The sequence below is a fragment of the Phenylobacterium sp. Root1290 genome, from assembly GCF_001425305.1.
GTDB lineage: Bacteria > Pseudomonadota > Alphaproteobacteria > Caulobacterales > Caulobacteraceae > Phenylobacterium.
In genome coordinates this window covers 396,314-417,733 of the sequence record NZ_LMEE01000002.1, presented here as the reverse complement: position 1 = coordinate 417,733, position 21,420 = coordinate 396,314, and the positions used below count along the sequence as shown (strand labels likewise).

The following is a 21,420-nucleotide window of genomic DNA, read 5'->3' as shown; positions in this document are numbered from 1 at the left end:
GACGCCGGCGACGGCGGAGGATGGCGGTGCAGGCTTTCGACAGGCGGACGGTGGGTCTTGGCCTGCTCGCTCTGGCGGGCTGTGCGGCCCCGGCCCGCACGCCGCCGGTGATGGTCAACATGGCGCACGTGCCGCCGCCGCCCTTGCTCCAGCCTGGCGACGCCGGCGCCGCCCTGGCCACTGACGCCGACATGTCCGGCCGGGTGACCGCGCCTGTTCGGATCAACGGGCAGGGCCCGTTCGACTTCGTCGTCGACACCGGAGCGAACCGAACCGTCATCACCAGCGAACTGGCCGCGCAGCTTGGCCTGCCCGACGCAGGGCCGGCCGATGTGCACGGCGTGGCCGGCGTCGAGCCTTCGAACACGGCCACGATCGCGCTGCTGGAAGTCGACGCTGTGGCGACCCGAGGCATTCGGGCGCCGACGCTCAGCCGCAGCCGACTGGGCGCGGACGGCCTGCTGGGCGTCGACGTCCTGCGCGGGCGGCGGGTGACCATCGACTTCCTGACGGACGAGTTCCGGATCACCCCGTCGCGCGGCCCGGGATCAATCGCCGCGACCCTGGGGGTGAGCGGCGCGGCCGCCAGCCGGCTTCCGACCAACGATGCTCTCACCGGGCGGCAGATCGTCGTTCCCGCGCGCTACCGCTTCGGCCAATTGATCATCGTCGGCGCCGACGTTTCAGGGCGGCCGGTGACGGCGTTCATGGATTCGGGATCGCAGAGCACCGTCGGCAACGCGGCGCTGCATAGAGCGGTGATCGGAACCCAGGAGCTGCGCGCGCCGCGTTATGTGGTGCCGGTCCTCAGCGCCACGGGGCAGACCGCCCAGGGCGAGCTGGCGGTCTTGCCGCTGCTGCGGATCGGCGGCCTCGACATCACCGGGCTGACCACCGTTTTCGCCGACCTGCATATCTTCGACATCTGGGACCTGAAGTCCAAGCCCAGCCTGCTCATCGGTATCGATGCGATGCGTCAGTTCGATGCGATCACGTTGGACTATGGCCGCCGGCAGGTGATCTTCACGCTGCCGGCCTCAAGCCCGCGCCGCCGCCGTCCGACGAGCTAGTTCACAGGCGTCGGCGCCAGCACCATCGCGCCGGAGCTGCGCATCCGTTCCTGCGCCATGTGATCCAGCACGCCCTTGGCCCGCGGGTCGCCGAACACCCAGGCCGCAGCCGCAAGGGTGCGGGCCGAGTTGGCGGAGACGCCGAAGGCGCTTTCCAGGGCCTGGAACGGCGACACCTGGGTGGTCATGCGCTTGAGGCGGACGTCGCCTTTGAGGCCGGCCAGGGCCTTGGCCTTGTCGACCGCCTGATAGAAGCCGCCGACCTCATCGACTAGACCGATTTCGCGGGCCTGGGCGCCGGTCCAGACGCGGCCCTTGGCGATCTCGCGGACACGCTCTGGCGGCAGCTTGCGGCCCTCGGCGACGCGGTCGATGAAGTTGGCGTAGATGCGGTCCATCCATCCGGAGAAGGCCGCGCGCTGGGCCTGGTTCATTTCTCCGCCCGCGCCGAAGGCGCCGGCGTACTCGCCGCCCACCCCGACCTGACGGATGTCGACCCCGAACCGCTCGAGCGCCGGGCCGAGGGCGAACTTGCCGCCGAACACGCCGATGGAGCCGGTGAGGGTGGTCGGGTGGGCGACGATCGCCGAGGCCTCGCTGGAGACCCAGTAGCCGCCGGAGGCCGCATAGGTGCCCATGGAAACGACGACCGGCTTCTTCGCGGCCTTGGCGGCGCGGACCGCGGCGAGGATCTGTTCGGAGGCGGTGTCCGAGCCGCCTGGCGAGGAAACGCGGAAGACGATGGCCTTCACGTCCTTGTCCTCGATAGCGTCGTACAGCGCCTCGGCGATGTCGTCAGAGTACATGGCCGACGACGAGGAGAACGGATTGGCGGTGCCGTCGTGGCCGGTCACGATCGCGCCTTCGCCCTCGACGATCGCGATCGCCGGGCCCGGACGCGGGACGCGATCACGGCTGGAGCGCATGTACCTCTCGAACTCGACCAGCTCGGCGCCCTTGCCGGCCTTGGCCAGGACGGCGGTCTCGGCGTCCTTCACCTGGCCGACCTTGTCGATCAGGTTCAGCTTGAGGGCGTCTTCGGCGATGTAGGGGCCAGCTTCCAGATTGGTGCGCAGCAGCTGCGGCGCCTGCTTGCGGTCCGTCGCGGCGTTGACCAGCGTGGCGCCGTAGACCGAACCCATCCAGGAGAGCTGCGCCTCGCGGTGCGGAGCGGTGTAGTCGCTGTAGAGGTACGGATTGACCGCGTTCTTGAACTCGTAGCGCTGCTCGTAGTCGGCCTTCACGCCGTACTTGTCGAAGAAGCGCTTGAAGAACACGTCCTCGCTGGCGAGGCCGGTCGCCTGCAGCGAGGCGCCTGGCTGCATCCAGAATTCGTCGGCGGCGGCGCCCAGCATGTAGGTCGAGGTGATGACGCCCGAGGGGTAGAGGCCCTGGCTGTGGGAGATCACCGGCTTGCCTGCGGCGCGGAATTTCTTGAGCGCCAGGCGGATCTCATCGGCCGCGGCCGGGGGCATGCCGCCTTCCGGCAGGCGCACGAGCACCGCCTTGACCTTGCCGTCCTTGCCCGCGCGATCGAGCGTCTCGATCACGGACATCACCGACATCGAGCGGCGGCCGATCGAGGCGAACGGATTGACCGGATCCTGGTCGGTAAGCGGATCGCGCAAATCCAGCGTCAGCACCGTGTGGGCAGGCGTCGGCGTTGGCTTGGCGGCCCCGGCGGCCATCACGATCAGCAGGAACGGCACGCCGATCAGGAACAGCACCAGGCCCGCGAAGACGCCGGCCATGGTGAGGAGGAATTGCTTCATGTGGAGGGTCGCCAGGGGGGAGGAGTGTTCTGAGCCTAGGCTACATGGGCTTGCGTTGCGTTGAAATGAAGACGTTAAGAGGTTTGAACCCGCCGCGGGCGCCGTCAGGGAAGGGGCAAATTCATCCCCTCGGAACGGCGATATGAGTCGCCTTCTTGCCGTGCGGGGCCTAACGGAAGGCCTAGTTGGAACGGCGAAGGCTCGGCCGGCCGTTCAGTGACGAGTATTCGGGGGTGCATGTGAGCGTAGTTCGAGACGGTTGGCGCGCAGTTGGACTGGCTGCAGCGAGCGGAGTCGTGGCTTTCGCCGGCGCAGCGCAGGCGCAGGAGCGGCCGGTGGCGATCATCGGCGCGACGGTGTTCGACGCGACGGGCGCGGCCCCGCACCTGGCCAATGTGGTGATCAAGGACGGCCGCATCGCCGAGGTCGGCCCCGACGTGAAGGCGCCGCGCGGCGCGCTCGTCGTCAACGCCAAGGGCAAGGCCCTGTTGCCGGGCTTCTTCGACGTCCACACCCATTGGACGCCGGGCGGCGAGCCGCGCATCTCGCCCGAGATCGCCAATGCCTACATCGCCGCGGGCGTCACCACCGTGAATGACTTCCACCAGCAGCCCGAGTCGTTCGAGCCGCGCCGTCGCTGGATCGCGTCGATGGCCGCGCCGCATGTGAACTTCGTCGCGCGCATGAGCACGCCGGGCGGCCACGGCGCCGACTGGGCCGACCGCGCCACCACCAAGTGGGTGAACTCGCCCCAAGGCGCGCGCCTGGAAGTGAAGGCGCTGGTTCCCTACAAGCCCGACTTCATCAAGGCCTTCGCCGACGGCTGGCGCTATGGCGCCTCGGCCGACAACACCAGCATGGACGAGGGCACGCTGAGCGCCTTGGTCGACGAAGCGCACCGCAACAACCTGAAGGTCCTGACCCATACGGTGACCGTGGAGCGCGGCGCCATCGCCGGGCGGGCCAAGGTCGACGTCATCGCCCACAGCCTGCAGGACCGCCAGGTCGATCAGGCGACGATCGATGCGATCAAGGCCGGCGGCACCGCCTATGCCCCGACCCTTGCGGTTTACGACCCGGCCAAGGCCGGGCCCTCGCAGACGCCGGAGGCGCGCAGCCGCAGCGAAGTGAAGTTCGGCTATGCGCTTCACAACGTGAAGGCGCTGCATGATGCGGGCGTCACCATCGCGCTTGGCACCGACGCGGGCATGACGGGCACGCCGCACGGCGTCTCCACTCTGCGCGAAATGGAGTTCCTGGTCCGCGCCGGTCTGACGCCGTCGGAGGCGCTGGTCGCTGGGACCGCCAACAGCGCGAAGGTGCTCGGCGAACTGGACGACCGCGGCACCATCGAGAAGGGCAAGCGCGCCGACCTGGTGCTGATCGCCGGTCAACCGTGGGCTGACATCGCCGATGTCCACAAGACCGATCGGGTCTTTGTCGACGGCGTGCAGGTGCATGGCCCGGGGACCAAGCTGCCCGCGGCCAACAGCCAGAAGTCGATGCCTGTCGTGAAGGCCAAGGGGCCGGTGATCGACGACTTCGAGAGCGCGCGTTCGAATTACGACACCCTGCGGATGGACGACATGGACGGCGGTATCGACCGCACGGTCCAGGTGGCGCAGGTGATCAGCCGGGCCGAGGGCGGCCACGTGCTCAGCCTCGCCGCGCGCATGTCGGCCAAGGACGACCCCAACGCTGGCGTGATCATTCCGCTCAGCCGCGGCTCGGTCGAACCGGTCGACGTTCGGGCCTACAAGGGCGTGCGCTTCGAGTTGCGTGGCGACGGCCGCGCCTATGACCTGGGCGTCAACACCCAGAACGGCCGCTGGATCGGCGAGGTCGCGTCCGGCGCCGAGTGGCGCACCGTAGAGGTGCCCTTCAGCAGCCTGAAGCGGACGACCGGCCGCGGGGCCGGCACGGGGCCGTGGACGGGCGATGACGTGCTCGAGATCACCGTCGATGGCGGCCGCGGAGCCGGCGAGAAGATGTGGCTCGAGATCGACAACGTCAGTTTCTACTGAGGATCTGAATTCTCACTGCGTCTAGTCACTGAGCACACGCGTCGGCCCTTGCCGCCGCGTGTGTTCGGCTGCCCGTTCGTTCGCAGGCGCTGATAAGTCACGATGCAGTCGCGGCGAGTAGTGGCCGCACCGCTCTTGCTGCGGTGGCTGCAATGCCACAGACGCCGTTATTTCTCGCTGAGACTAGCTGGGGAGGGTGACGTGACGGCATTGATCATGTGTTTGTCACGCCAACGTCGAATTTTGCAGTATCGGCTGCATATCGCCATAGTACATCTATTGGTTGAGGGGGTAATCTCAATGAATTCTCGCACTTCGTGGCGTCGCGCCATGCTCGCGACCTCGGCGCTTTGCGCGCTCTCCATCGCCGGCGCGGCCTCCGCGCAGACCGACGACGGAACGGTTGAAGAAATCATCGTCGTCGGCTCGCAGATCGAAGGCGCGAAGGTCACGGCGGCTCTCCCCGTCACCGTGGTCGATCAGGCGCAACTGGCGAACGTCGCGGCGACCTCGGGCGACGATCTGTTCCGCTCGATCCCGCAGATGGGCGACGTCAGCTTCAACTCCAGCTACCTGCCGAACTCCAGCAACAGCGCCCGTGGCGACGTCGGTTCGGTGAACCTGCGTAACCTCGGCGTCGGCAACACCCTGGTGCTGCTGAACGGCCGTCGCGTCGTGGCCCACCCCACCAGCCGCGCCGACGAGAACCTGGTGCCGGTGCTGACCTACAACACCAACGCCATCCCGGTGAACGGCCTGAAGCGCCTGGAAGTCCTGCGTGACGGCGCCGCGGCCCTCTACGGCTCGGACGCCGTGGCCGGCGTGGTCAACACCGTGCTGATGGACGACTTCGACGGCCTGACCGTCGATGCGCAATACGGCGCCGCCGAAGGCACCAACATGCGCGAGTACGAGTTCAACGTGCAGGCGGGCCGAAACTTCCACGAAGGCCGCGGCAACGTCAGCCTGTTCGCGAACTACACCAACCGCACCTCGCTGAACGCCTGGGACCAGGACTACACCTCGTCGTCCGACAAGACTCCGCTGTTCGCGGGCACGTCCTATGCCGGCAACGTCACCCTCGACGATCGCCTGACCGCGACGCCCTGGTCCAGCCTGACCGCCGCGGGCGGCATCATCCGCCAGAACGGCGTGGCGCTGACCACGGCCGCGGGCGCCTATCACATCCAGCCCTCGACCAACTCGGCCTGCGCCGCCCAGCTGGGCGGCGGCATCTGCCTCGCCTCGGGCGCGGCCACCACCTCGGCGACCGGAGCGGACCGCAACCTGCGTTTCGACACCGGCAGCTTCAACACCTCGGTCATGCCCGAGCTTGAGCGGGTGAACCTGTTCCTGACCGGCAAGTACGACATCACCGAGGACGTGCGCGCGTTCGGTGAAGTCGGCTTCTACACCGCGACCACTCACGCGGTGCAGACCTCGACGACCAACCTCAGCACCCTGCCGATCGCGATCGCCGCCTCGAACTACTACAACCCGTTCGGCGCCACGACGATCAACGGCCAAGCGAACCCCAACCGCCTGGCGGGCCTGAGCGTCGGCGCGGCCGGCGTCGGTTCGACCATGAACGCCTACAACTTCGTCGACGTCGGTCCGAACCGCGTCGATGTCGAGAACGAGCAATGGCGCTTCCTGGGCGGCCTGAAGGGCGAGAAGTTCGGCTTCAACTGGGAAGGCGCGCTGCTCTATTCGAAGGCTCAGGTCGAGGACACCTCGGACGGCATCAGCGCCACGGCGCTCCAGCGCCAGATGGCCTTGGCCACGCCCGACGCCTACAACCCGTTCAACGGCGGCAGCCTGGACAACCCGAGCATCGGCGACAACCGCCCCAGCTCGCAGGCTTCTATCGACGCGATCCGCGTCAAGACGGTCCGCAAGAACACAAGCAGCCTGGCCATGGCCGACTTCAAGGTCTCGAAGGTCGACCTGTTCCAACTGCCCGGCGGCGACGTCGGCTTTGCGGCCGGTGTCGAGTACCGTCGGGAAACCCAGAAGGACGACCGTGACGCCCGCCTGGACGGCACGATCAACTTCACCAACTCGGCGACTGGCGTGACCTACGCCAACGACCTGGTCGGCTCGAGCCCGTCGCCCGACACCAAGGGCTCGCGGAACGTCACCTCGGCCTATCTCGAGTTCGCTATCCCGCTCGTCTCGCCGGAGATGGACATCCCGTTCGTCTACAACCTGGAAGCCCAGGTCGCCGGACGTTACGAAAGCTTCAGCGACGCTGGCGACGTGGCCAAGCCGAAGGTGGCCATGGCCTGGGACGTCATCGACGGCCTGCGCTTCCGCGGCTCCTGGGCTCAGGGCTTCAAGGCTCCCAACCTCGAGCAGGTCAACGCCACCCTGGTGACCCGCTCGAACAACCGCCGCGACTGGTATCGTTGCGACGCCGACGTCCGCGCCGGCCGTCTCAACAACCTGCAGGCTTGCTCCGCGCCGGCCACCGCCGAGCGCCGCTCGGGCAACCCTGAGCTGAAGCCGGAAGAGTCGGAAACCTGGGGCGTGGGCGTGGTTTACGAACCGCGCTTCATCCCGGACGACTTCGGCCGCTTCACCTTCACCGTCGACTATTGGCGCGTGAAGCAGGACGGCATCGTCGGCCTGTTCGGCGGCGGCAACGCCATCACCGCCGATTACCTGGCGCGCCTGAACGGCTCGTCGTACGCCAGCGTGGTTCGCGCCGCGCCGACGGCTGACGACATCGCGGCCTTCGCCGGCACCGGGCTCGCCCCGGTCGGCCAGATCCTCTACATCACCGACCAGTACCAGAACCTGCTGCCGCAAGAAGCGCGCGGCCTGGACATCGGCGTGATGTGGAACCTGCGCGGTACGCAGTACGGCGACTTCAGCGTCAACTTCAACGCCGCCCACCTGATCAAGTTCTACCGCTCGCCCTCGCCGGGCGTGGCCGAACTGATGGCGGCGCAAGCGGCCGGCGAGATCGACCCGACCATCTTCATCGGCGGCGGCGGTGATCTGGTCCGCCAGGACGGCCGTCCGGAGTGGAAGTGGTCGGCCTCGGCCACCTGGAGCTACGATCAGTGGACCGTCGGCGCGTTCACCCAGTACATCGGCGACGTCGAAGACACCGCCCTGGTGGACTCGGCCGGTACGCCTTGGGTTGTCGACTCGCAGCTGACCGCCAACCTCTACGGTCAGTACGAGTTCACCGAAGGCCTGGCGTCCAACACCCGCCTGCGGGTCGGCGTGCGTAACATCACCGACGAGAAGCCGCCGCTGGCCTCGGACGGCTATCTGGGTGCGCTCTACCAGCCCTACAGCCGCTACTGGTACGTGAGCGTCCGCAAGTCCTTCTAAGGACGTTCAGGACGATCGAAGATCTGGCGCCGGCCGGTCCCCCTGGGACCGGCCGGTTTGCTTTTTTGGGTGCGGGGAGGGACCAGCGCGGTCGAGCGGCGGCGTGCGACGAACATCGCCGCGCCGCCGCGCCGCCGCCGCCCAGAACGCTCCAAAACCGCGTCCGCTCGAGGCTAGCCATAGCAACGACGAGACAATCGGTTTTGGGAGCGCGTCATGAAGCTGTGGGGCCAAATTTCTATTGAGCTGAATGTCGGCGACTATGTCGAAGCGGCCGAACATCAGCGTCGCCTGGAAGGCATCCTCGAGCAGGTAAGGGTGGTCTATCCCGAGGCCAAGCTGGCGATGCGCGAACGCCGGGAGCGACGGGCTACGCCGGCCGTGAGGGCGCTGCCGGCCGGGAGCGGAACCGGTCGGCTGAACGCCTATGCGAGGTCTTGAGCGTGCGGTCCCGCAATTCCCTGATCGAGGCGCTGGCGCTGTTCCGCGGCCTGAATCCGACCATCACGGTCAATGAGATCATGACCTTTCTCTACACCTGCGAGAACGAGGGCCTGAACATCCAGGAGCTCGCCCATGTGGCGCAGATGACTGAACCCACGGCGTCGCGCAGCGTGCGGTCGTTCGGGCCGCCAGGCTCGGCGTGGGCGAGGGCGCCGGGGTGCGGGCTGATCGAGGCCTTCCTCAATCCGCACGACGCGCGCAGCCGCGTGCTGCACCTCACCGTGGCCGGGCAGGCGGTTCGCGACCGACTGGACCAGATCATCGCCGAGGCGGCGCCGATCGCTCAGTAGCGGGCTTTGCTTTCGTCGATGAAATCAGCCGATCTGCGACAGAGATCGCGCTTAGACGCGCGGTCGGCCACCTTGGTCGCGAACGGCATGACCGCGCATCGCCCGAGCGCCATCTGGAGGTCGTGAGACCGTGGAGGAGATGGCGATGGATTTGCAGCTCGACCGACTGGACGTGCGGATCCTGTCGGCGCTCCAGGTATCGAACCAGACGAGCGCGCACGAGCTCGCCGACAGCGTGCCGCTGTCGCCCTCGGCGATTCAACGGCGTATCCGCCACTACCGCAGCAATGGGCTGATTACGGCGGACGTGTCGGTGCTCAACCCGCGGCTGGCCGGAGACCACATCTCGGTGATGGTGATGATTCAGCTGGCCCAGCAGGGGCTTGCGCGCGTCGCCGACGTTCGCGCGCGGCTCAGCCGCTCGCCCCACGTCCAGGTCGTCATGGAGATCGCGGGCGCCTACGACCTGATGTGCATCACGGTCTTTGACGCCATGGAGGCGTTCAACGCATTCGTCGACGCCGAGATCGCCGACCATCCGTCGGTCGGCCGGTTCGAGACGGTGTTCATCCGCCGGCGCGTGAAGTTCGGCGCGACGATCCCGCTCTGAGCCTAGGGCTCAACGGCAGCCTGGATGACCTTGGCCAACCGGCGGCGGAGACTGGCCTGGCCCTCGGCGTCCAGGTCATGGTCGTCTGTAATGGCGCGTGAGATCGCCACGCCCATGATGAGGTCGCCGGCCAATCGCGCGCGGACGTCGGCTTCCGGTCCACCGAGGTAGGCTGCGAAGGGGTCGTGGAACCAGGCGCGCATCGAGCGCCGCAGGGGTTCGGCAGCAGCCGGCGAAGAGGCCGAACGCAACATGATCAGGAGATGGTCGAGGCCGTCGTGGCGATCGGGGTCGTCCAGCAGACGGTCGGCCACGCGCTCGCCGAACTGACTAAGTTCGCCCTGAAAGAGTTCCGTAGCGTCAGGTCCGCAGTTCAGAACCTCGACGAACAGCTCCTCCTTTGAGCCGAAATATCGCGAAACTAAGGCGGCGTCGACGCGGGCGTCGGCGGCGATCTCGCGAAGGCTCGCGCCATCATAACCCTCTCTGGCGAAACGGTTTTTGGCCGCATCGAGGATCGCTTGTCTTGTCGCAGCCGCGTTGCGCGCGCGCACCGGCGCCGGATTTTCGGCCATTTCCGCCGTTCGCTCCCTTGTTGTCATCGGCTGTTGACATATGTAGGCCCTGTCGATGTAAAAGTCATCAACCGTTGACTTGGGCGCTCCCCCGCCCCTGGGATAAATCATGCGAAAGTTTCTCGCGCCGTTCATCGCAACGGCTGCCGCTGCATTGGTATTGGCTGGATGCGGCAAGCCGGAAGGCCCCCCGCAGATGCCGCCGCCGGAAGTTTCCGTCGCCACGCCTCTGCGGCAATCGGTCGTCGATTGGGACGACTTCACCGGCCGCTTCGAGGCGCCGGAGCGCGTCGATGTGCGCGCTCGCGCCGGCGGCTACCTGCAGACCGCGCACTTCCGCGAAGGCCAGTTCGTGAAGAAGGGCCAACTGCTCTTCACGCTCGACCCGCGCCCCGCCGAAGCGCAACTGGCCGCCGCCCGCGCCCAGGCCAAGCTCGCCGCGTCGGATCTGGCGCGCGCCGAGACCCTGTTGAAGGTCCAGGCCATCAGCCGCGAAGAATACGACAACAAGCGCGCCGCCAGCGAAGTCGCCCAGGCGAGCGTCCGTGCGCGGGCGCTGGATCTGGAGTTCACCCGCGTCACCGCGCCGACCTCGGGCGTGGTGTCCGATCGTCGGGTCGACCCGGGCAACGTGATCTCCGGCGGCGGCGCAGGCGCCGACGTCCTGACCACCATCGTCTCCACCACCCCGATCCATTTCGTGTTCGACGCGTCCGAAGGCCAACTGCTGAAGGACCAGCGCGCGACCGGCAAGGGCGGCAAGGTGCAGATCCGTCTGCAAGACGAGCCCGACTATCGTTGGAACGGCGAGATCGACTTCACCGACAACAGCCTGGACAGCTCGTCCGGCGCGGTTCGCATGCGCGCCGTGGTCGCCAATCCTAACGGCTTCCTGAAGCCCGGCATGTTCGGCAAGGCCAAGGTCGAAGGCGGCCAGGCCTATGACGCGCTGCTGGTGCCCGAGGACGCCATCGTCGCCGACGGCGCCCGCAAGGCGGTCAACGTGGTCGCGGCCGATGGATCGGTCACTCTCAAGCCGGTCGAGCTTGGTCCGGTCAGCCAAGGCCTGCGGGTCATCCGCACCGGCATCAAGGCTGACGACAAGGTCATTGTGAACGGCGGCGTGCGGCTCATGGGGCCGGGCATGAAGGTCAAGGCCAAGGTCGTGACCATCGAGCCCAAGAAGGCCGCTGAGCGCGTCACCACCAACGTCACCATTCCCGTGGCCTCGAGCGCCACGCCGGCCGGCGCCCGATAAGGGCCCGAGCCAGGAACGGAATCCATGCGCTTCTCGCACTTCTTCATCGACCGTCCGATCTTCGCGGGCGTGTTGGCGGTGTTCATCGCCCTGATCGGAGCCTTCGCGCTGCCGCTGCTGCCGCTGTCGCAGTATCCGGACATCGCGCCCCCGACCATCGCGGTCACCGCCGTCTATCCGGGCGCCTCGGCCGAGACCCTCGCCGAGACCGTCGCTGCGCCGATCGAGCAGGAAATCAACGGCGTCGAGGGCATGCTCTACATGACCTCGTCGTCGACCGCCGACGGCATGGCGACGATCTCCGTGACCTTCGAGCCGGGCACCGACCTCGACGCCGCGCAGGTGCTTGTGCAGAACCGGGTGGCCTTGGCCACGCCGCGCCTGCCCGAGCAGGTGCGCCAGGTCGGCGTCACCGTGAACAAGCAGCTCTCAGGCTTCCTGCTGCTGGTCGCCCTGACGTCGGACGACCCCAATGCCGACCTCGACCACATCGGCAACTTCGCGAACTCTACGGTGCGCGACCGTATGCTGCGCATCAAGGGCGTCGGCGGCGTGCAGGTGTTCGGCGGCGGCTTCTATTCGATGCGAGTCTGGATCGATCCGGGCAAGGCGGCCGCGCGCAATCTGACGTCCGACGAGATCGTCGCGGCGCTGCGGGCGCAGAACGTCCAGGCCGCCGGCGGCGCCCTGGGCCAGGCTCCCACCGACACCGGCGCGGCCTTCCAGCTGCCCGTACAGGTCCAAGGCCGCCTGGCGGATCCGGAAGAATTCGCCAACATCGTCATCCGCACCGACGCCGAAGGCCGCGTGACGCGCGTCCGCGACATCGGTCGCGTCGAGCTGGGCGCCCAGGACTACGGGATGCGCGGCTACTTCGACGGCAAGCGCGGCATCGGCCTGGCGATCGTCCAGCAACCGGGCGCCAACGCGCTGTCGACGGCCGCCGAGGTGATGAAGGCGGTAGAGGAACTCAAGCCGTCCATGCCGCAAGGCGTGAGCTACTCCATCCCCTACAACCCGACCGAATTCGTCGAGGCGTCCGTCTCGTCGGTTCAGAGCACGCTGCTGGAAGCGGTGGTCCTCGTGGTCGTCGTGATCATGATCTTCCTTCAGACCTGGCGCGCGGCGATCATTCCGATCCTCGCCATCCCGGTCGCGCTGGTCGGCACGTTCGCGATCCAGCTGGCGCTCGGCTACTCGCTGAACTCGCTGTCGATGTTCGCCCTCGTGCTCGCTGTCGGCATCGTCGTCGATGACGCCATCGTCGTGGTTGAAGCGGTCGAGCGAAACATACGCAGGGGCATGACCCCACGAGAGGCGGCCTATAGGACGATGGACGAAGTGTCCGGCGCCCTGATCGCCATCGGCCTCGTCCTTCTGGCCGTGTTCGTGCCGACCGCCTTCATGCCGGGCATCCCGGGGATGTTCTTCCGCCAGTTCGCGGTGACCATCTCGGCCGCCTCGGTCATCTCGCTGATCGTCTCGCTCACCCTGTCGCCGGCCCTGGCCGCGATCCTGCTCAAGCCGCACGTCGAACACTCGGCCGATACCGGCCCGCGCTGGATGCGTCCGATCAAGCTGGCCGGCCAGAAGTTCAACAGCGGCTTTGACTGGCTCAGCGACAAGTACGGCGCGCTGACGGCCCGACTGGTGCGCGCCAGCATGATCGTGCTGGTCGTCTATGCTGGCCTGATCCTGCTGACCGGCTGGCGTCTGACCGCCACGCCGACCGGCTTCATCCCGCAACAGGACCAGGGCTTCCTCATCGGGGTCGTCCAGCTTCCGCCGGGCGCCTCGCTGGAACGGACCGACGCCGTGGTTCGCCAGGCCAGCGCCATCGTGCAGGACACTCCCGGCGTGCAGGGCGTGTCGGCCTTTGCCGGCCTCGACGGGGCCAGCTTCTCGGCCATGTCCAACGGCGGCGTGTTCTTCGTGAAGCTCGACGACTGGGCGGTGCGCGGCAAGGAGCTGAGCGCTGACGTCATGGCTGGTCAGGTCATGGGTCGTCTGGCGGGCATTCAGGAGGCCAACATCTTCTTCCTGGCGCCGCCGCCTGTCGAAGGCATGGGTAACGCCGGCGGGTTCAAGATGATGGTCCAGGACCGCTCGGGCGCAGGCTACGCCGCGCTGGAGCAGGCCGCCAACGGTCTGGTCGGCGCCGCCGCCCAGACCCCGCAGAGCACCGTAGGCGTGTTCTCGCAGTTCAACACCGGCTCGCCGCGTGTGACCGCCGAGATCGACCGCGACAAGGCGCTGCTGATGGGGGTCCAGCCCAGCTCCATCTATGACGCGATGAGCACCTATCTCGGCTCGACTTACGTCAACGACTTCAACCTGCTCGGCCGCACCTTCCGGGTGACCGCGCAGGCGGAGTCCGACGCGCGCGACGATCCGGCCGATATCGCCGGGATCAAGGTCCGCTCGGCTTCCGGCGGCATGGTTCCCTTGGGATCGCTGGCGACAGTGAAGGATGAGACCGGTCCGGTGCGCGTGGTCCGCTACAACCTCTTCCCGGCCGCGGAAGTGCAGGGCGGGGCGCCTCCGGGCGTCGCCTCGGGCGCTTCGCTGACGGCGATGGAGGACCATGCGGCCAAGGTGCTTCCGCCGGGCTTCAGCTACGAGTGGACCGAGCTCGCCTATCAGGAAAAGGCGGCCGGCAACTCCGGTACGCTGATCTTCGTCCTGGCGGTCGTGTTCGTGTTCCTGGTGCTGGCGGCCCAATACGAGGCCTTCACACTGCCGCTCGCGGTCATCCTGATCGTACCGATGTGTATCCTCGCGGCGATCCTCGGCGTGAACCTGCGTGGCCAGGACAACAACATCCTGACCCAGATCGGTCTGATTGTGCTGGTGGCCCTGGCGGCCAAGAACGCGATCCTCATCGTCGAGTTCGCCAAGCAGGCGGAGGAAGACCAAGGGGCCGACCGGTTCGAGGCGGCGGTGCAGGCGGCCCGCACCCGTTTGCGTCCGATCCTGATGACCTCCTTCGCCTTTATCCTGGGGGTGCTGCCTCTGGCGATCGCCACGGGTCCGGGGGCGGAGATGCGTCAGGCCCTGGGGACGGCGGTGTTCTTCGGGATGCTGGGCGTCACCATCTTCGGCCTGATCTTCACGCCGGTCTTCTATGTCCTCTGCCGCTGGATCGCCGCCCGGCTTCCGAAGGCCAAGGGCAAGGAAGAGAAGACCTATCCGACCACCGGGGGCGGCACGCCGCACCACCCGCTCGAGTATGAAGGAGGCGCGAAGTGATCCGCCTTAAGCTGATCTCTGCGCTGCTGGGAGCGACCGCGCTCACCGCCTGCGCCGCCGGACCGAACTACAAGGTCCCGGCGCCGGTGGCCTCGGGGCAGGGGGCGTTCGTCTCCGCCGAGGCGGACGTGGCCGTCCCGCAAGCGCCACCAGGCGACTGGTGGCGGCTGTTCCAGGACCCGACCCTCGATGGCCTGGTCCAGGAGGCCCTGGTCGCCAACAAGGACGTTGCGGTCGCGGCCGCAAACCTGTCGCGGGTCCGCGCGGTCCTGAGTGAAACTCGCTCCGGACTGCTGCCCTCCACGACCGTGTCGGCCTCCGGCCAGCGCGTGCGCGAGCAGGACCTGCTGTCGGGCCAGTTCGGCGAGGGCGATCGCTACCGCGCCGGCTTCGACATGTCCTATGAGGTCGATCTGTTCGGCCGCGTTCGTCGTAGTCTCGAGGCCAATCGAGCCGACGTGGCGGCCGCGCAGGCGGCGCTGGACGTGGTGCGGATCTCGGTCGCCGCCGAGACCGCTCGCGCCTATGCGGACATCTGCGCCGCGAATGCGCAGATCGCCGTGACGAAGCGGACGATCGAACTGCAGCAGAACACCTATGACCTGACGGTTCGTCAGCTCGACGCCGGCCGCGGGACGGCGGCGGACACCTCCAGCGCAGCGACGCAGCTGGAAACCTCCAAGGCGGTGTTGCCGACGCTGGACGCCCAGCGTTCGGCCGCGCTCTTCCGCCTGGCGCTGCTGACCGGGAAGACCCCCGCCGAGGCGCCTCAGGCTTTGCTGAGCTGCCAGACGATGCCGCAGGTGGCTCAGGCCATCCCGGTGGGCGACGGCGCCGGCATGCTGGCGCGCCGTCCTGACGTGCGTCAGGCCGAGCGTGAACTGGCGTCCGCCACCGCGCGCATCGGCGTGGCGACGGCCTCGCTCTATCCGTCGGTCACGATCGGCGGCGGGCTGGCGACGACGGGGGCTCGCACCGGCGACCTTGGCGACGACTTCACCTTCAACGTCGGGCCCCTGATCAGCTGGAACTTCCCGAACATCCTCGCCGCCCGGGCCCGCGTGAAGCAGGCCGGGGCAGGCGCGGAGGGAGCGCTCGCCAACTTCGAGAAGGTCAACCTGACGGCCTTGCAGGAGACCGAGACGGCGCTCACCCAGTACGCTCGCGAACTGGACCGCCGCGCCGCGCTCAAGCGCGCGCGTGACGAGGGCGCCAAAGCGGCCAACCTCACGCGTCTGCGCAACGAGGCCGGCGTGGACAGCCTGTTGGCCGTCCTGGTCGCTGAACGACAGCTAGCCTCTCTGGAGGCCCAACTTGCTCAGTCGGACGCTCAGGTGACGACAAACCAGATTGCGCTCTTCAAAGCGCTGGGCGGCGGGTGGGAGCCCAAGGTCTGATAGCTGAGGACAAGGGCGGGGCGTTCCCCCGCCCTTTTTCTTTGTTGCAGCTTGTCTTCCAGCTGCGCGGGACTTTCTCCATTGAGGTCTCAGTTCCTATGAAAGGCTGGCGGCGTCGAGGCTTGGTCCAAGCCAAGGCCCGCCAGTTTCGGCGACCATCGGGTCGTCTGCCGACGCCCAGGCGCTGTATGTCGAGGGCGAGGACATCAGCAGACAAGTGGAGCCGAACTAAGGGATTCGCCGGGTACAGGCGTCAGCCAGATTGGGCGACCATTCGTCTTCAACCAAAGAGGACGTGCGAGATGGTCCGACTGATGAATCCCTGGGCGAGCGTACGATTCGTTTCGATCCTGGCGGTAGGCGGGTTGGCTTTAAGCGGCTGCGCCACCACTGACTATGTCAATGAGCAGATTGCTGCGGTGAACGGGCGGATTGACGCCGTCGACTCCAAGGCGACGGACGCGATTCAGCGTGCGGATGCGGCCAACAGCGCGGCCCAGGCTGCGTCAAACGACGCTCGGAACGCCAACCAGCGGCTCGATCAACTGACGGCTCGCGTGGACCGAAACGAGCAGATGGCCATCCAGGCGGCGTCTTCGCGCGCTGCAAAGATGCCAAGAAACTGATCGTCCCAATTTCGACGATCTGCGCCGTCAAACGTTCGCTCTTGGCGCCAGTTGTAGTGGCGTTGGGTTGGTGGGACGAATTCCATGCGCGATCCTTTGAAAGCGATGTTGGCGGCTTGGGCGCTTGGTGTGCTGTCGGTCGGGGTGTCTGCAGCCTCGACCGCAGCCGCAGCGACGCCAGAGCAGCGATCTGGCGCCGCACAGACACCGGCGTCAGCTGAGGTTGTGAAGCTGGCCGACTGGATCTTCGCATCCGGAGACAACAAGGGCCTGCCGTTCATGATCATCGACAAGACCTCTGCCGAGGTCTTCGTCTTCGGCGGTGACGGCTTGTTGCGCGGCGTCGCTCCCGCATTGCTGGGGTTCGCGCGTGGAGATGACTCCGCGCCGGGCATTGGCGAAAAAGAGCTCTCCAAGATCACCCCGGAGGAGCGTACGACGCCGGCGGGACGCTTCGTCGCAGGTTTCGGCGCGAGCCCGAGCGACAAGGACATCCTCTGGGTGGACTACGAAACCGCCGTGTCGATTCACCAGGTGGTCAACAACAACCCGAAGGAGCAGCGCCTCAAGCGTCTGGAATCGCCCAGCGTCGAGGACAACCGCATCACCTTCGGCTGCATCAATGTTCCCCCGGACTTCTACAATAAGGTGGTCGTCCCGGAGTTCACGGGCACGAGCGGCGTGGCCTATGTGCTGCCCGAGACGCGGCCGATCGAGGAGGTGTTCCTGAACTTCCAATATCAGGAACGTCCGCTGTCGGGGTTGGCCGCTGCGAGCGCTACGGGCGTCGATGCTGGCGCGACCGCGGCTGCCGACGACGTCCGGGGCCGTCCGGACGCGCACTGACTGCGTCTGGCGCACAGGGTCATGCGTGCGAGCCCAGAAGCCGGACGAATAGCCCGGCATGCCTTCTGCTTAGCTGGCGGCGACGGCGCGCGGATGCGTCCGCCGCCCCCGAAGGGGTGGATGTGTTTCGGGAATTTTGGGAAGTCATCCACCCGCGTAAGCGGGGGAATGAAATGGTCGGAGTGGCAGGATTCGAACCTGCGACCCCCGCGTCCCGAACGCGGTGCTCTACCAGACTGAGCCACACTCCGACTTGGGAGGGCGCCTTATAGAGGCGATCCTTCTGCGCCGCAAGCGGGTCAGAAAGACCTTTTTTGGGGCGTTGCATCCGGCGAAGTGTTGAGCTATCTCCACGCCCTCGCCGCGGGGGACATATCCCCCCGAGCCGTTCCTGCTGGGGAATGGTGTAATGGTAACACTGCGGTTTTTGGTACCGTCATTCTAGGTTCGAGTCCTAGTTCCCCAGCCACTTCTCCCGAGCTCAGACACCCTTGCAGGCGCAACCCGGTGGGGTGTGACTAGGCCACAGGCCAGCAGGCCTCCTCAGGCCCCGCCCAGGATCATGCCAGCGGCCTCAGGCGCGCTGGTGTCGCCGCCGTTCAGAGCCTTGCGCATCCAGACGATGTCGACCCAGCGTCCCTTCTTCCAGCCGAAGCCCTTGCCGACGCCGGCATGCTCGAAGCCGAGCGAGGCGTGCAGGCCGATCGAGCCGGCGTTCTCGGAGTCTCCGATCACCGCCACCACCTGGCGGATGCCGAAGTCCTCACAGGCCGCGATGACGGCGCCGAGCACCGCCTTGCCGACACCGCGTCCAACGGCGTCTGGCGCGATGTAGACGCTGTCCTCGACCGTGTAGCGATAGGCGGCGCGGGGGCGGAACGGCCCGGCATAGGCGAAGCCCAGGACCCGCCCTTCGTCCTCGGCGACCAGATAGGGCAGGCCGCGTTCGACGATCGCCTGGCGGCGGGAGGCCATGTCGTGGGCGGTCGGAGGGACCTCTTCGAAGGTGCCGAAGCCATTCAGCACGTGGTGGCCGTAGATTTCAGCCAGCGCGGAGGCGTCCTCCGTCGTCGAAGCCCTGACAATCACTGTTCCCAACCCCGTTCCTGCGCCCAGATGGCGAAGGCGTAGTCGAGGGCGATTTCCTTGAGGAAGTCGAAACGACCCGAAGCGCCGCCGTGGCCCGCGTCCATGTTGATCTTCAGCAGGATCGGCGCATCGCCTGTCGTGTTGTCGCGCAGCTTCGCCACCCACTTCTGCGGCTCCCAATAGGTGACGCGCGGATCGCTGAGGCCGCCCGTTGCGAGCACCGGGGGATAGGGCTTGGCGCCGACCTGATCATAGGGGCTGTAGGCGGCGATGCGATCGTAGGCATCGGGATCCTCGAGGGGGTTGCCCCACTCGGGCCACTCGGGCGGCGTCAGCGGCAGGGTGGTGTCGCTCATCGTGTTCAGGACGTCGACGAACGGCACGGCGGCGATGATGCCGCTCCACAGGTCGGGCCGCATGTTGACGACGGCGCCCATCAGCATGCCGCCGGCCGAGCCGCCGTAGGCGACCATGCGGCCGGCCTTGCCATAGCCATTGGCGCTCAGATGCTCGGCGCAGGCGATGAAGTCGGTGAAGGTGTTGGTCTTCTTCTCCTTGCGGCCGTCCAGGAACCAGCCCCAGCCCTTGTCGGAGCCGCCGCGGATGTGCGCCACGGCCCAGATCCAGCCGCGATCCACAAGGCTGAGATTGCGGATCGAGAAGGTGGGCTCCATGGCGTGCCCGTAGGAGCCGTAGCCGTAGAGCAGCAGGGGCGCCGACCCATCCAGGGGCGTGTCCTTCAGCATCAGCACCGTGATCGGCACCTCGGCGCCGTCCGTAGCCGTGGCGTAGAGGCGGCGCGCGACGTAGCGGGACGCATCGTGGCCTGAGGGGACCTCCTGGGTCTTGCGCAGGGTCCGCTCGCGGCTGGCCATGTCGTAGTCGAACCATTGCCGCGGCGTGGTCGGCGACTGGTAGACGAAGCGCGTCAGCGAGGTGTCGTACTCCAGTCCGTCCTCCAGGGAGAGGGCGTAGGCCTCCTCGTCGAAGGTGATCTCATGGCTCTCGCCGTCGCGGGCCATGATGACGATCCGGTCGTTGGCGTTGACGCGCTCCAGTCGCGCCAGGAAGCCGGCGAACGCAGCAAACCCGGTGATGAAGCGCCCGGGCTCATGCGGGACGAAGTCGTTCCAGGTCTCTCGCGTGGGAACGGCGGCGCTCGACTGAGCGAGCCTGAAGTCGACCGCGCCGTCGGCGTTGGTGCGGATCACCCAGCGGTCGGTCCAGTGGTCGAGCTCGTACTTCACGCCTTCCTGGCGGGGCTCGGCGACGACGGGCTCAGCCGTCGGCTCGGACGCGGGGATCAGCCAGAGTTCGGTGGTTTCCTGGTTGCCGACATGGATCAGGATGTGGCTGCGGTCCGACGCCACGCCGACGCCCAGGAACATCCCCTCGTCGGCCTCCTCGTAGACCAGGACGTCGTCGCCGCCGCGCGCCGGCCGACGGAAGACCTTCGACGGGCGGGCGTTCTCGTCGCGCCAGATCCAGAAGATCCATTGGCTGTCGGGCGAGAAGACGAAGGAGCCGTAGGCGCTGTCGATCGCGTGATCGAAGGTCTCGCCGCTCTCCAGGTCCTTCACGCGGATCGTGTAGTATTCCGAACCCTGCTCGTCGGCCGCCCAGGCGTAGAGCTTGTGGTCGGGACTGTGGCTCGCCGCGCCGACCTGGAAGAAGGCCTTGCCCTTGGCCAGGGCGTCCTCGTCCAGCAGCACCTGCTCGCCGTCTGCCTGGCCGCGGGGGCGACGGCCGTGGATTGGGTGCTCAGCGCCGATTTCGTAGCGGGCGTAATACTCCCAGAGGCCGTCGGGGGCGGGAACGCTGGAGTCGTCCTCCTTGATCCGCCCCTTCATCTCCGCGAACAGCTGCGCTTGCAGCGCCTCGGTCTTTTCAAGCAGCGTCTTGGTGTAGGCGTTCTCCGCCTCCAGGTGCTCGCGGATATCTTGGCGCAGGACCTTGGGGGCGCGCAGCACCTCGCGCCAGTTGTCGTCCTTCATCCAGGCATAGTCGTCGGTGCGGGTGCGGCCGAGCTGCTCAACGAGCTTCGGGACGCGGCGGGCGGCGGGGGGCTTGGGAGCGCTCATGCAAGCTAAATGCGACGCCGCGTCGCTGGCCTCAAGGGCTAGAGCAGAACCGCGTCGACCGTCGTGCAGGCGAAGTCCTCGATGGCGCTCTCGACGGCCAGCTTCTCGATCACCGCATCGCGCAGGATCATCGTGTAGCGCGCGCTGCGTTCGCCCAAATAAAAGCCCTCCGCCCGCACGCTGAGGCCGAGCTTGCGGGTCAGTTCCAAATTGCCGTCAGACAGGAAGCGGACCTTGCGCTGCGGATCCAGGTCCTGGGCCCAGCGATCGATCACCCAAGGGTCATTGGGCGTGATGCAGACCAGCAGGTGGAAGCCTGCCGATCGCAGGCGGTCCGCATTGCCGATGAAGTCGGGGAGGTGGCGCTGGGCGCAGGTCGGACTGAAGGCGCCGGGCATGCCCATCACCACGGCCCGCTTGCCTGCGAACAGGCTCTCTGTCCGCAGAATCGTCAGTTCACCATTTTGGAGTTCTGCAAGATTGGCGGCGGGAATCCGCGTGCCGACGGCGATACGCTGGAACATGCTCGGCTCAACTCTCCGTGCAACTCTTGCGCAGGTCTGCCGACCTGACCCTTAATCGCCATAGGGGCGTCGCGCGGCAATCGGGCGCGGTCTCCCGGCCTTTCCGCTAACGGCGTTCTTAACTAAATATCGCGTATCGAAGAGCGTACGATTTGTTGAG

At 67.1% G+C, this 21,420-nt stretch carries 16 protein-coding genes and 2 tRNA genes; 12 read left to right on the top strand and 6 right to left on the bottom strand.

The features are described 5' to 3' along the window. Window positions 1–26: 26 nt before the first annotated feature. Window positions 27–1,070, top strand: coding sequence for a retropepsin-like aspartic protease (locus tag ASC79_RS11435; protein WP_162244286.1), 1,044 nt, complete (start codon window positions 27–29; stop codon window positions 1,068–1,070). On the opposite strand, the gene sppA is transcribed toward ASC79_RS11435, so the two are convergent. Next, complete coding sequence (sppA, locus tag ASC79_RS11430; protein WP_056016019.1) at window positions 1,067–2,842, bottom strand: signal peptide peptidase SppA; 1,776 nt, start codon at window positions 2,840–2,842, stop codon at window positions 1,067–1,069. The two genes, ASC79_RS11435 and sppA, sit on opposite strands and share 4 nt — an antisense overlap. A 296-nt stretch (window positions 2,843–3,138) precedes the next feature. Between sppA and ASC79_RS11425 the strand changes: the two genes are divergently transcribed. The 5 genes from ASC79_RS11425 to ASC79_RS11405 all read left to right on the top strand — a co-directional run bounded on the left by ASC79_RS11425 (window position 3,139) and on the right by ASC79_RS11405 (window position 9,615). Further along, complete coding sequence (locus tag ASC79_RS11425; RefSeq protein WP_235528639.1) at window positions 3,139–4,866, top strand: CIA30 family protein; 1,728 nt, start codon at window positions 3,139–3,141, stop codon at window positions 4,864–4,866. Between the two features lie 330 nt (window positions 4,867–5,196). Beyond that, window positions 5,197–8,211 carry a TonB-dependent siderophore receptor gene (locus ASC79_RS11420; RefSeq protein ID WP_235528637.1) on the top strand — a complete coding sequence of 1,005 codons (3,015 nt, stop codon included), beginning with the start codon at window positions 5,197–5,199 and terminating at the stop codon, window positions 8,209–8,211. Window positions 8,212–8,427: 216 nt separating this feature from the next. Then, window positions 8,428–8,652, top strand: coding sequence for a hypothetical protein (locus ASC79_RS11415; protein ID WP_056016012.1), 225 nt, complete (start codon window positions 8,428–8,430; stop codon window positions 8,650–8,652). Continuing rightward, window positions 8,649–9,005: a MarR family winged helix-turn-helix transcriptional regulator gene (locus tag ASC79_RS11410; protein WP_156378243.1), complete on the top strand. Its 357-nt coding sequence runs from the start codon at window positions 8,649–8,651 to the stop codon at window positions 9,003–9,005. Before ASC79_RS11415 ends, ASC79_RS11410 begins: the two co-directional genes overlap by 4 nt. Window positions 9,006–9,150: 145 nt before the next feature. Beyond that, a complete protein-coding gene (locus ASC79_RS11405; RefSeq protein ID WP_162244285.1) occupies window positions 9,151–9,615 on the top strand; it encodes an Lrp/AsnC family transcriptional regulator in 465 nt (154 codons plus the stop codon). A 2-nt stretch (window positions 9,616–9,617) separates the two neighbouring features. Here ASC79_RS11405 and ASC79_RS11400 read toward each other — a convergent pair whose 3' ends face one another. Then, the gene (locus ASC79_RS11400) at window positions 9,618–10,325 is read right to left on the bottom strand and encodes a TetR/AcrR family transcriptional regulator (protein ID WP_082532135.1); all 708 of its coding nucleotides are present in this window, start codon (window positions 10,323–10,325) and stop codon (window positions 9,618–9,620) included. Between ASC79_RS11400 and ASC79_RS11395 the strand changes: the two genes are divergently transcribed. The 5 genes from ASC79_RS11395 to ASC79_RS11375 all read left to right on the top strand — a co-directional run bounded on the left by ASC79_RS11395 (window position 10,300) and on the right by ASC79_RS11375 (window position 17,566). Then, entirely contained in the window at window positions 10,300–11,448 is a 1,149-nt protein-coding gene (locus ASC79_RS11395) for an efflux RND transporter periplasmic adaptor subunit (RefSeq protein WP_056016000.1), read from the top strand. The two genes, ASC79_RS11400 and ASC79_RS11395, sit on opposite strands and share 26 nt — an antisense overlap. 24 nt (window positions 11,449–11,472) lie before the next feature. Further along, window positions 11,473–14,697, top strand: coding sequence for an efflux RND transporter permease subunit (locus ASC79_RS11390; protein WP_056015997.1), 3,225 nt, complete (start codon window positions 11,473–11,475; stop codon window positions 14,695–14,697). Beyond that, a complete protein-coding gene (locus ASC79_RS11385; RefSeq protein WP_056015994.1) occupies window positions 14,694–16,094 on the top strand; it encodes an efflux transporter outer membrane subunit in 1,401 nt (466 codons plus the stop codon). Before ASC79_RS11390 ends, ASC79_RS11385 begins: the two co-directional genes overlap by 4 nt. A gap of 302 nt (window positions 16,095–16,396) precedes the next feature. After that, window positions 16,397–16,720: a hypothetical protein gene (locus ASC79_RS11380; protein ID WP_200937169.1), complete on the top strand. Its 324-nt coding sequence runs from the start codon at window positions 16,397–16,399 to the stop codon at window positions 16,718–16,720. 84 nt (window positions 16,721–16,804) lie between these two features. Beyond that, a complete protein-coding gene (locus ASC79_RS11375) occupies window positions 16,805–17,566 on the top strand; it encodes a L,D-transpeptidase (protein ID WP_200937167.1) in 762 nt (253 codons plus the stop codon). A 174-nt stretch (window positions 17,567–17,740) separates the two neighbouring features. Here ASC79_RS11375 and ASC79_RS11370 read toward each other — a convergent pair. After that, window positions 17,741–17,817: transfer RNA gene (locus ASC79_RS11370), tRNA-Pro, on the bottom strand. Window positions 17,818–17,961: 144 nt separating this feature from the next. On the opposite strand from ASC79_RS11370, the gene ASC79_RS11365 reads away from it, so the two are divergent. Next, window positions 17,962–18,035, top strand: a tRNA-Gln gene (locus ASC79_RS11365). A gap of 74 nt (window positions 18,036–18,109) precedes the next feature. Here the strand turns inward: ASC79_RS11365 and ASC79_RS11360 are convergent. Genes ASC79_RS11360 through ASC79_RS11350 form a run of 3 tightly spaced genes read right to left on the bottom strand, consistent with a single transcriptional unit; the run spans window position 18,110 to window position 21,260 of the window. Beyond that, complete coding sequence (locus tag ASC79_RS11360; RefSeq protein ID WP_056015991.1) at window positions 18,110–18,664, bottom strand: GNAT family N-acetyltransferase; 555 nt, start codon at window positions 18,662–18,664, stop codon at window positions 18,110–18,112. Then, window positions 18,652–20,736 carry a S9 family peptidase gene (locus ASC79_RS11355; RefSeq protein WP_156378241.1) on the bottom strand — a complete coding sequence of 695 codons (2,085 nt, stop codon included), beginning with the start codon at window positions 20,734–20,736 and terminating at the stop codon, window positions 18,652–18,654. Before ASC79_RS11355 ends, ASC79_RS11360 begins: the two co-directional genes overlap by 13 nt. A gap of 38 nt (window positions 20,737–20,774) precedes the next feature. After that, window positions 20,775–21,260, bottom strand: a complete 486-nt coding sequence (locus ASC79_RS11350; protein ID WP_056015985.1) for a peroxiredoxin — start codon at window positions 21,258–21,260, stop codon at window positions 20,775–20,777. Window positions 21,261–21,420 lie beyond the last annotated feature (160 nt).

Excerpts from the sequence above, each read along its gene's own strand:
- sppA (WP_056016019.1), bottom strand. The coding sequence starts at position 2,842 with ATGAAGCAATTCCTCCTCACCATGGCCGGCGTCTTCGCGGGCCTGGTG.
- ASC79_RS11420 (WP_235528637.1), top strand. The coding sequence starts at position 5,197 with ATGCTCGCGACCTCGGCGCTTTGCGCGCTCTCCATCGCCGGCGCGGCC.
- ASC79_RS11415 (WP_056016012.1), top strand. The coding sequence starts at position 8,428 with ATGAAGCTGTGGGGCCAAATTTCTATTGAGCTGAATGTCGGCGACTAT.
- ASC79_RS11405 (WP_162244285.1), top strand. The coding sequence starts at position 9,151 with ATGGATTTGCAGCTCGACCGACTGGACGTGCGGATCCTGTCGGCGCTC.
- ASC79_RS11395 (WP_056016000.1), top strand. The coding sequence starts at position 10,300 with ATGCGAAAGTTTCTCGCGCCGTTCATCGCAACGGCTGCCGCTGCATTG.
- ASC79_RS11400 (WP_082532135.1), bottom strand. The coding sequence starts at position 10,325 with ATGAACGGCGCGAGAAACTTTCGCATGATTTATCCCAGGGGCGGGGGA.
- ASC79_RS11390 (WP_056015997.1), top strand. The coding sequence starts at position 11,473 with ATGCGCTTCTCGCACTTCTTCATCGACCGTCCGATCTTCGCGGGCGTG.
- ASC79_RS11380 (WP_200937169.1), top strand. The coding sequence starts at position 16,397 with ATGGTCCGACTGATGAATCCCTGGGCGAGCGTACGATTCGTTTCGATC.
- ASC79_RS11375 (WP_200937167.1), top strand. The coding sequence starts at position 16,805 with ATGCGCGATCCTTTGAAAGCGATGTTGGCGGCTTGGGCGCTTGGTGTG.
- ASC79_RS11355 (WP_156378241.1), bottom strand. The coding sequence starts at position 20,736 with ATGAGCGCTCCCAAGCCCCCCGCCGCCCGCCGCGTCCCGAAGCTCGTT.
- ASC79_RS11350 (WP_056015985.1), bottom strand. The coding sequence starts at position 21,260 with ATGTTCCAGCGTATCGCCGTCGGCACGCGGATTCCCGCCGCCAATCTT.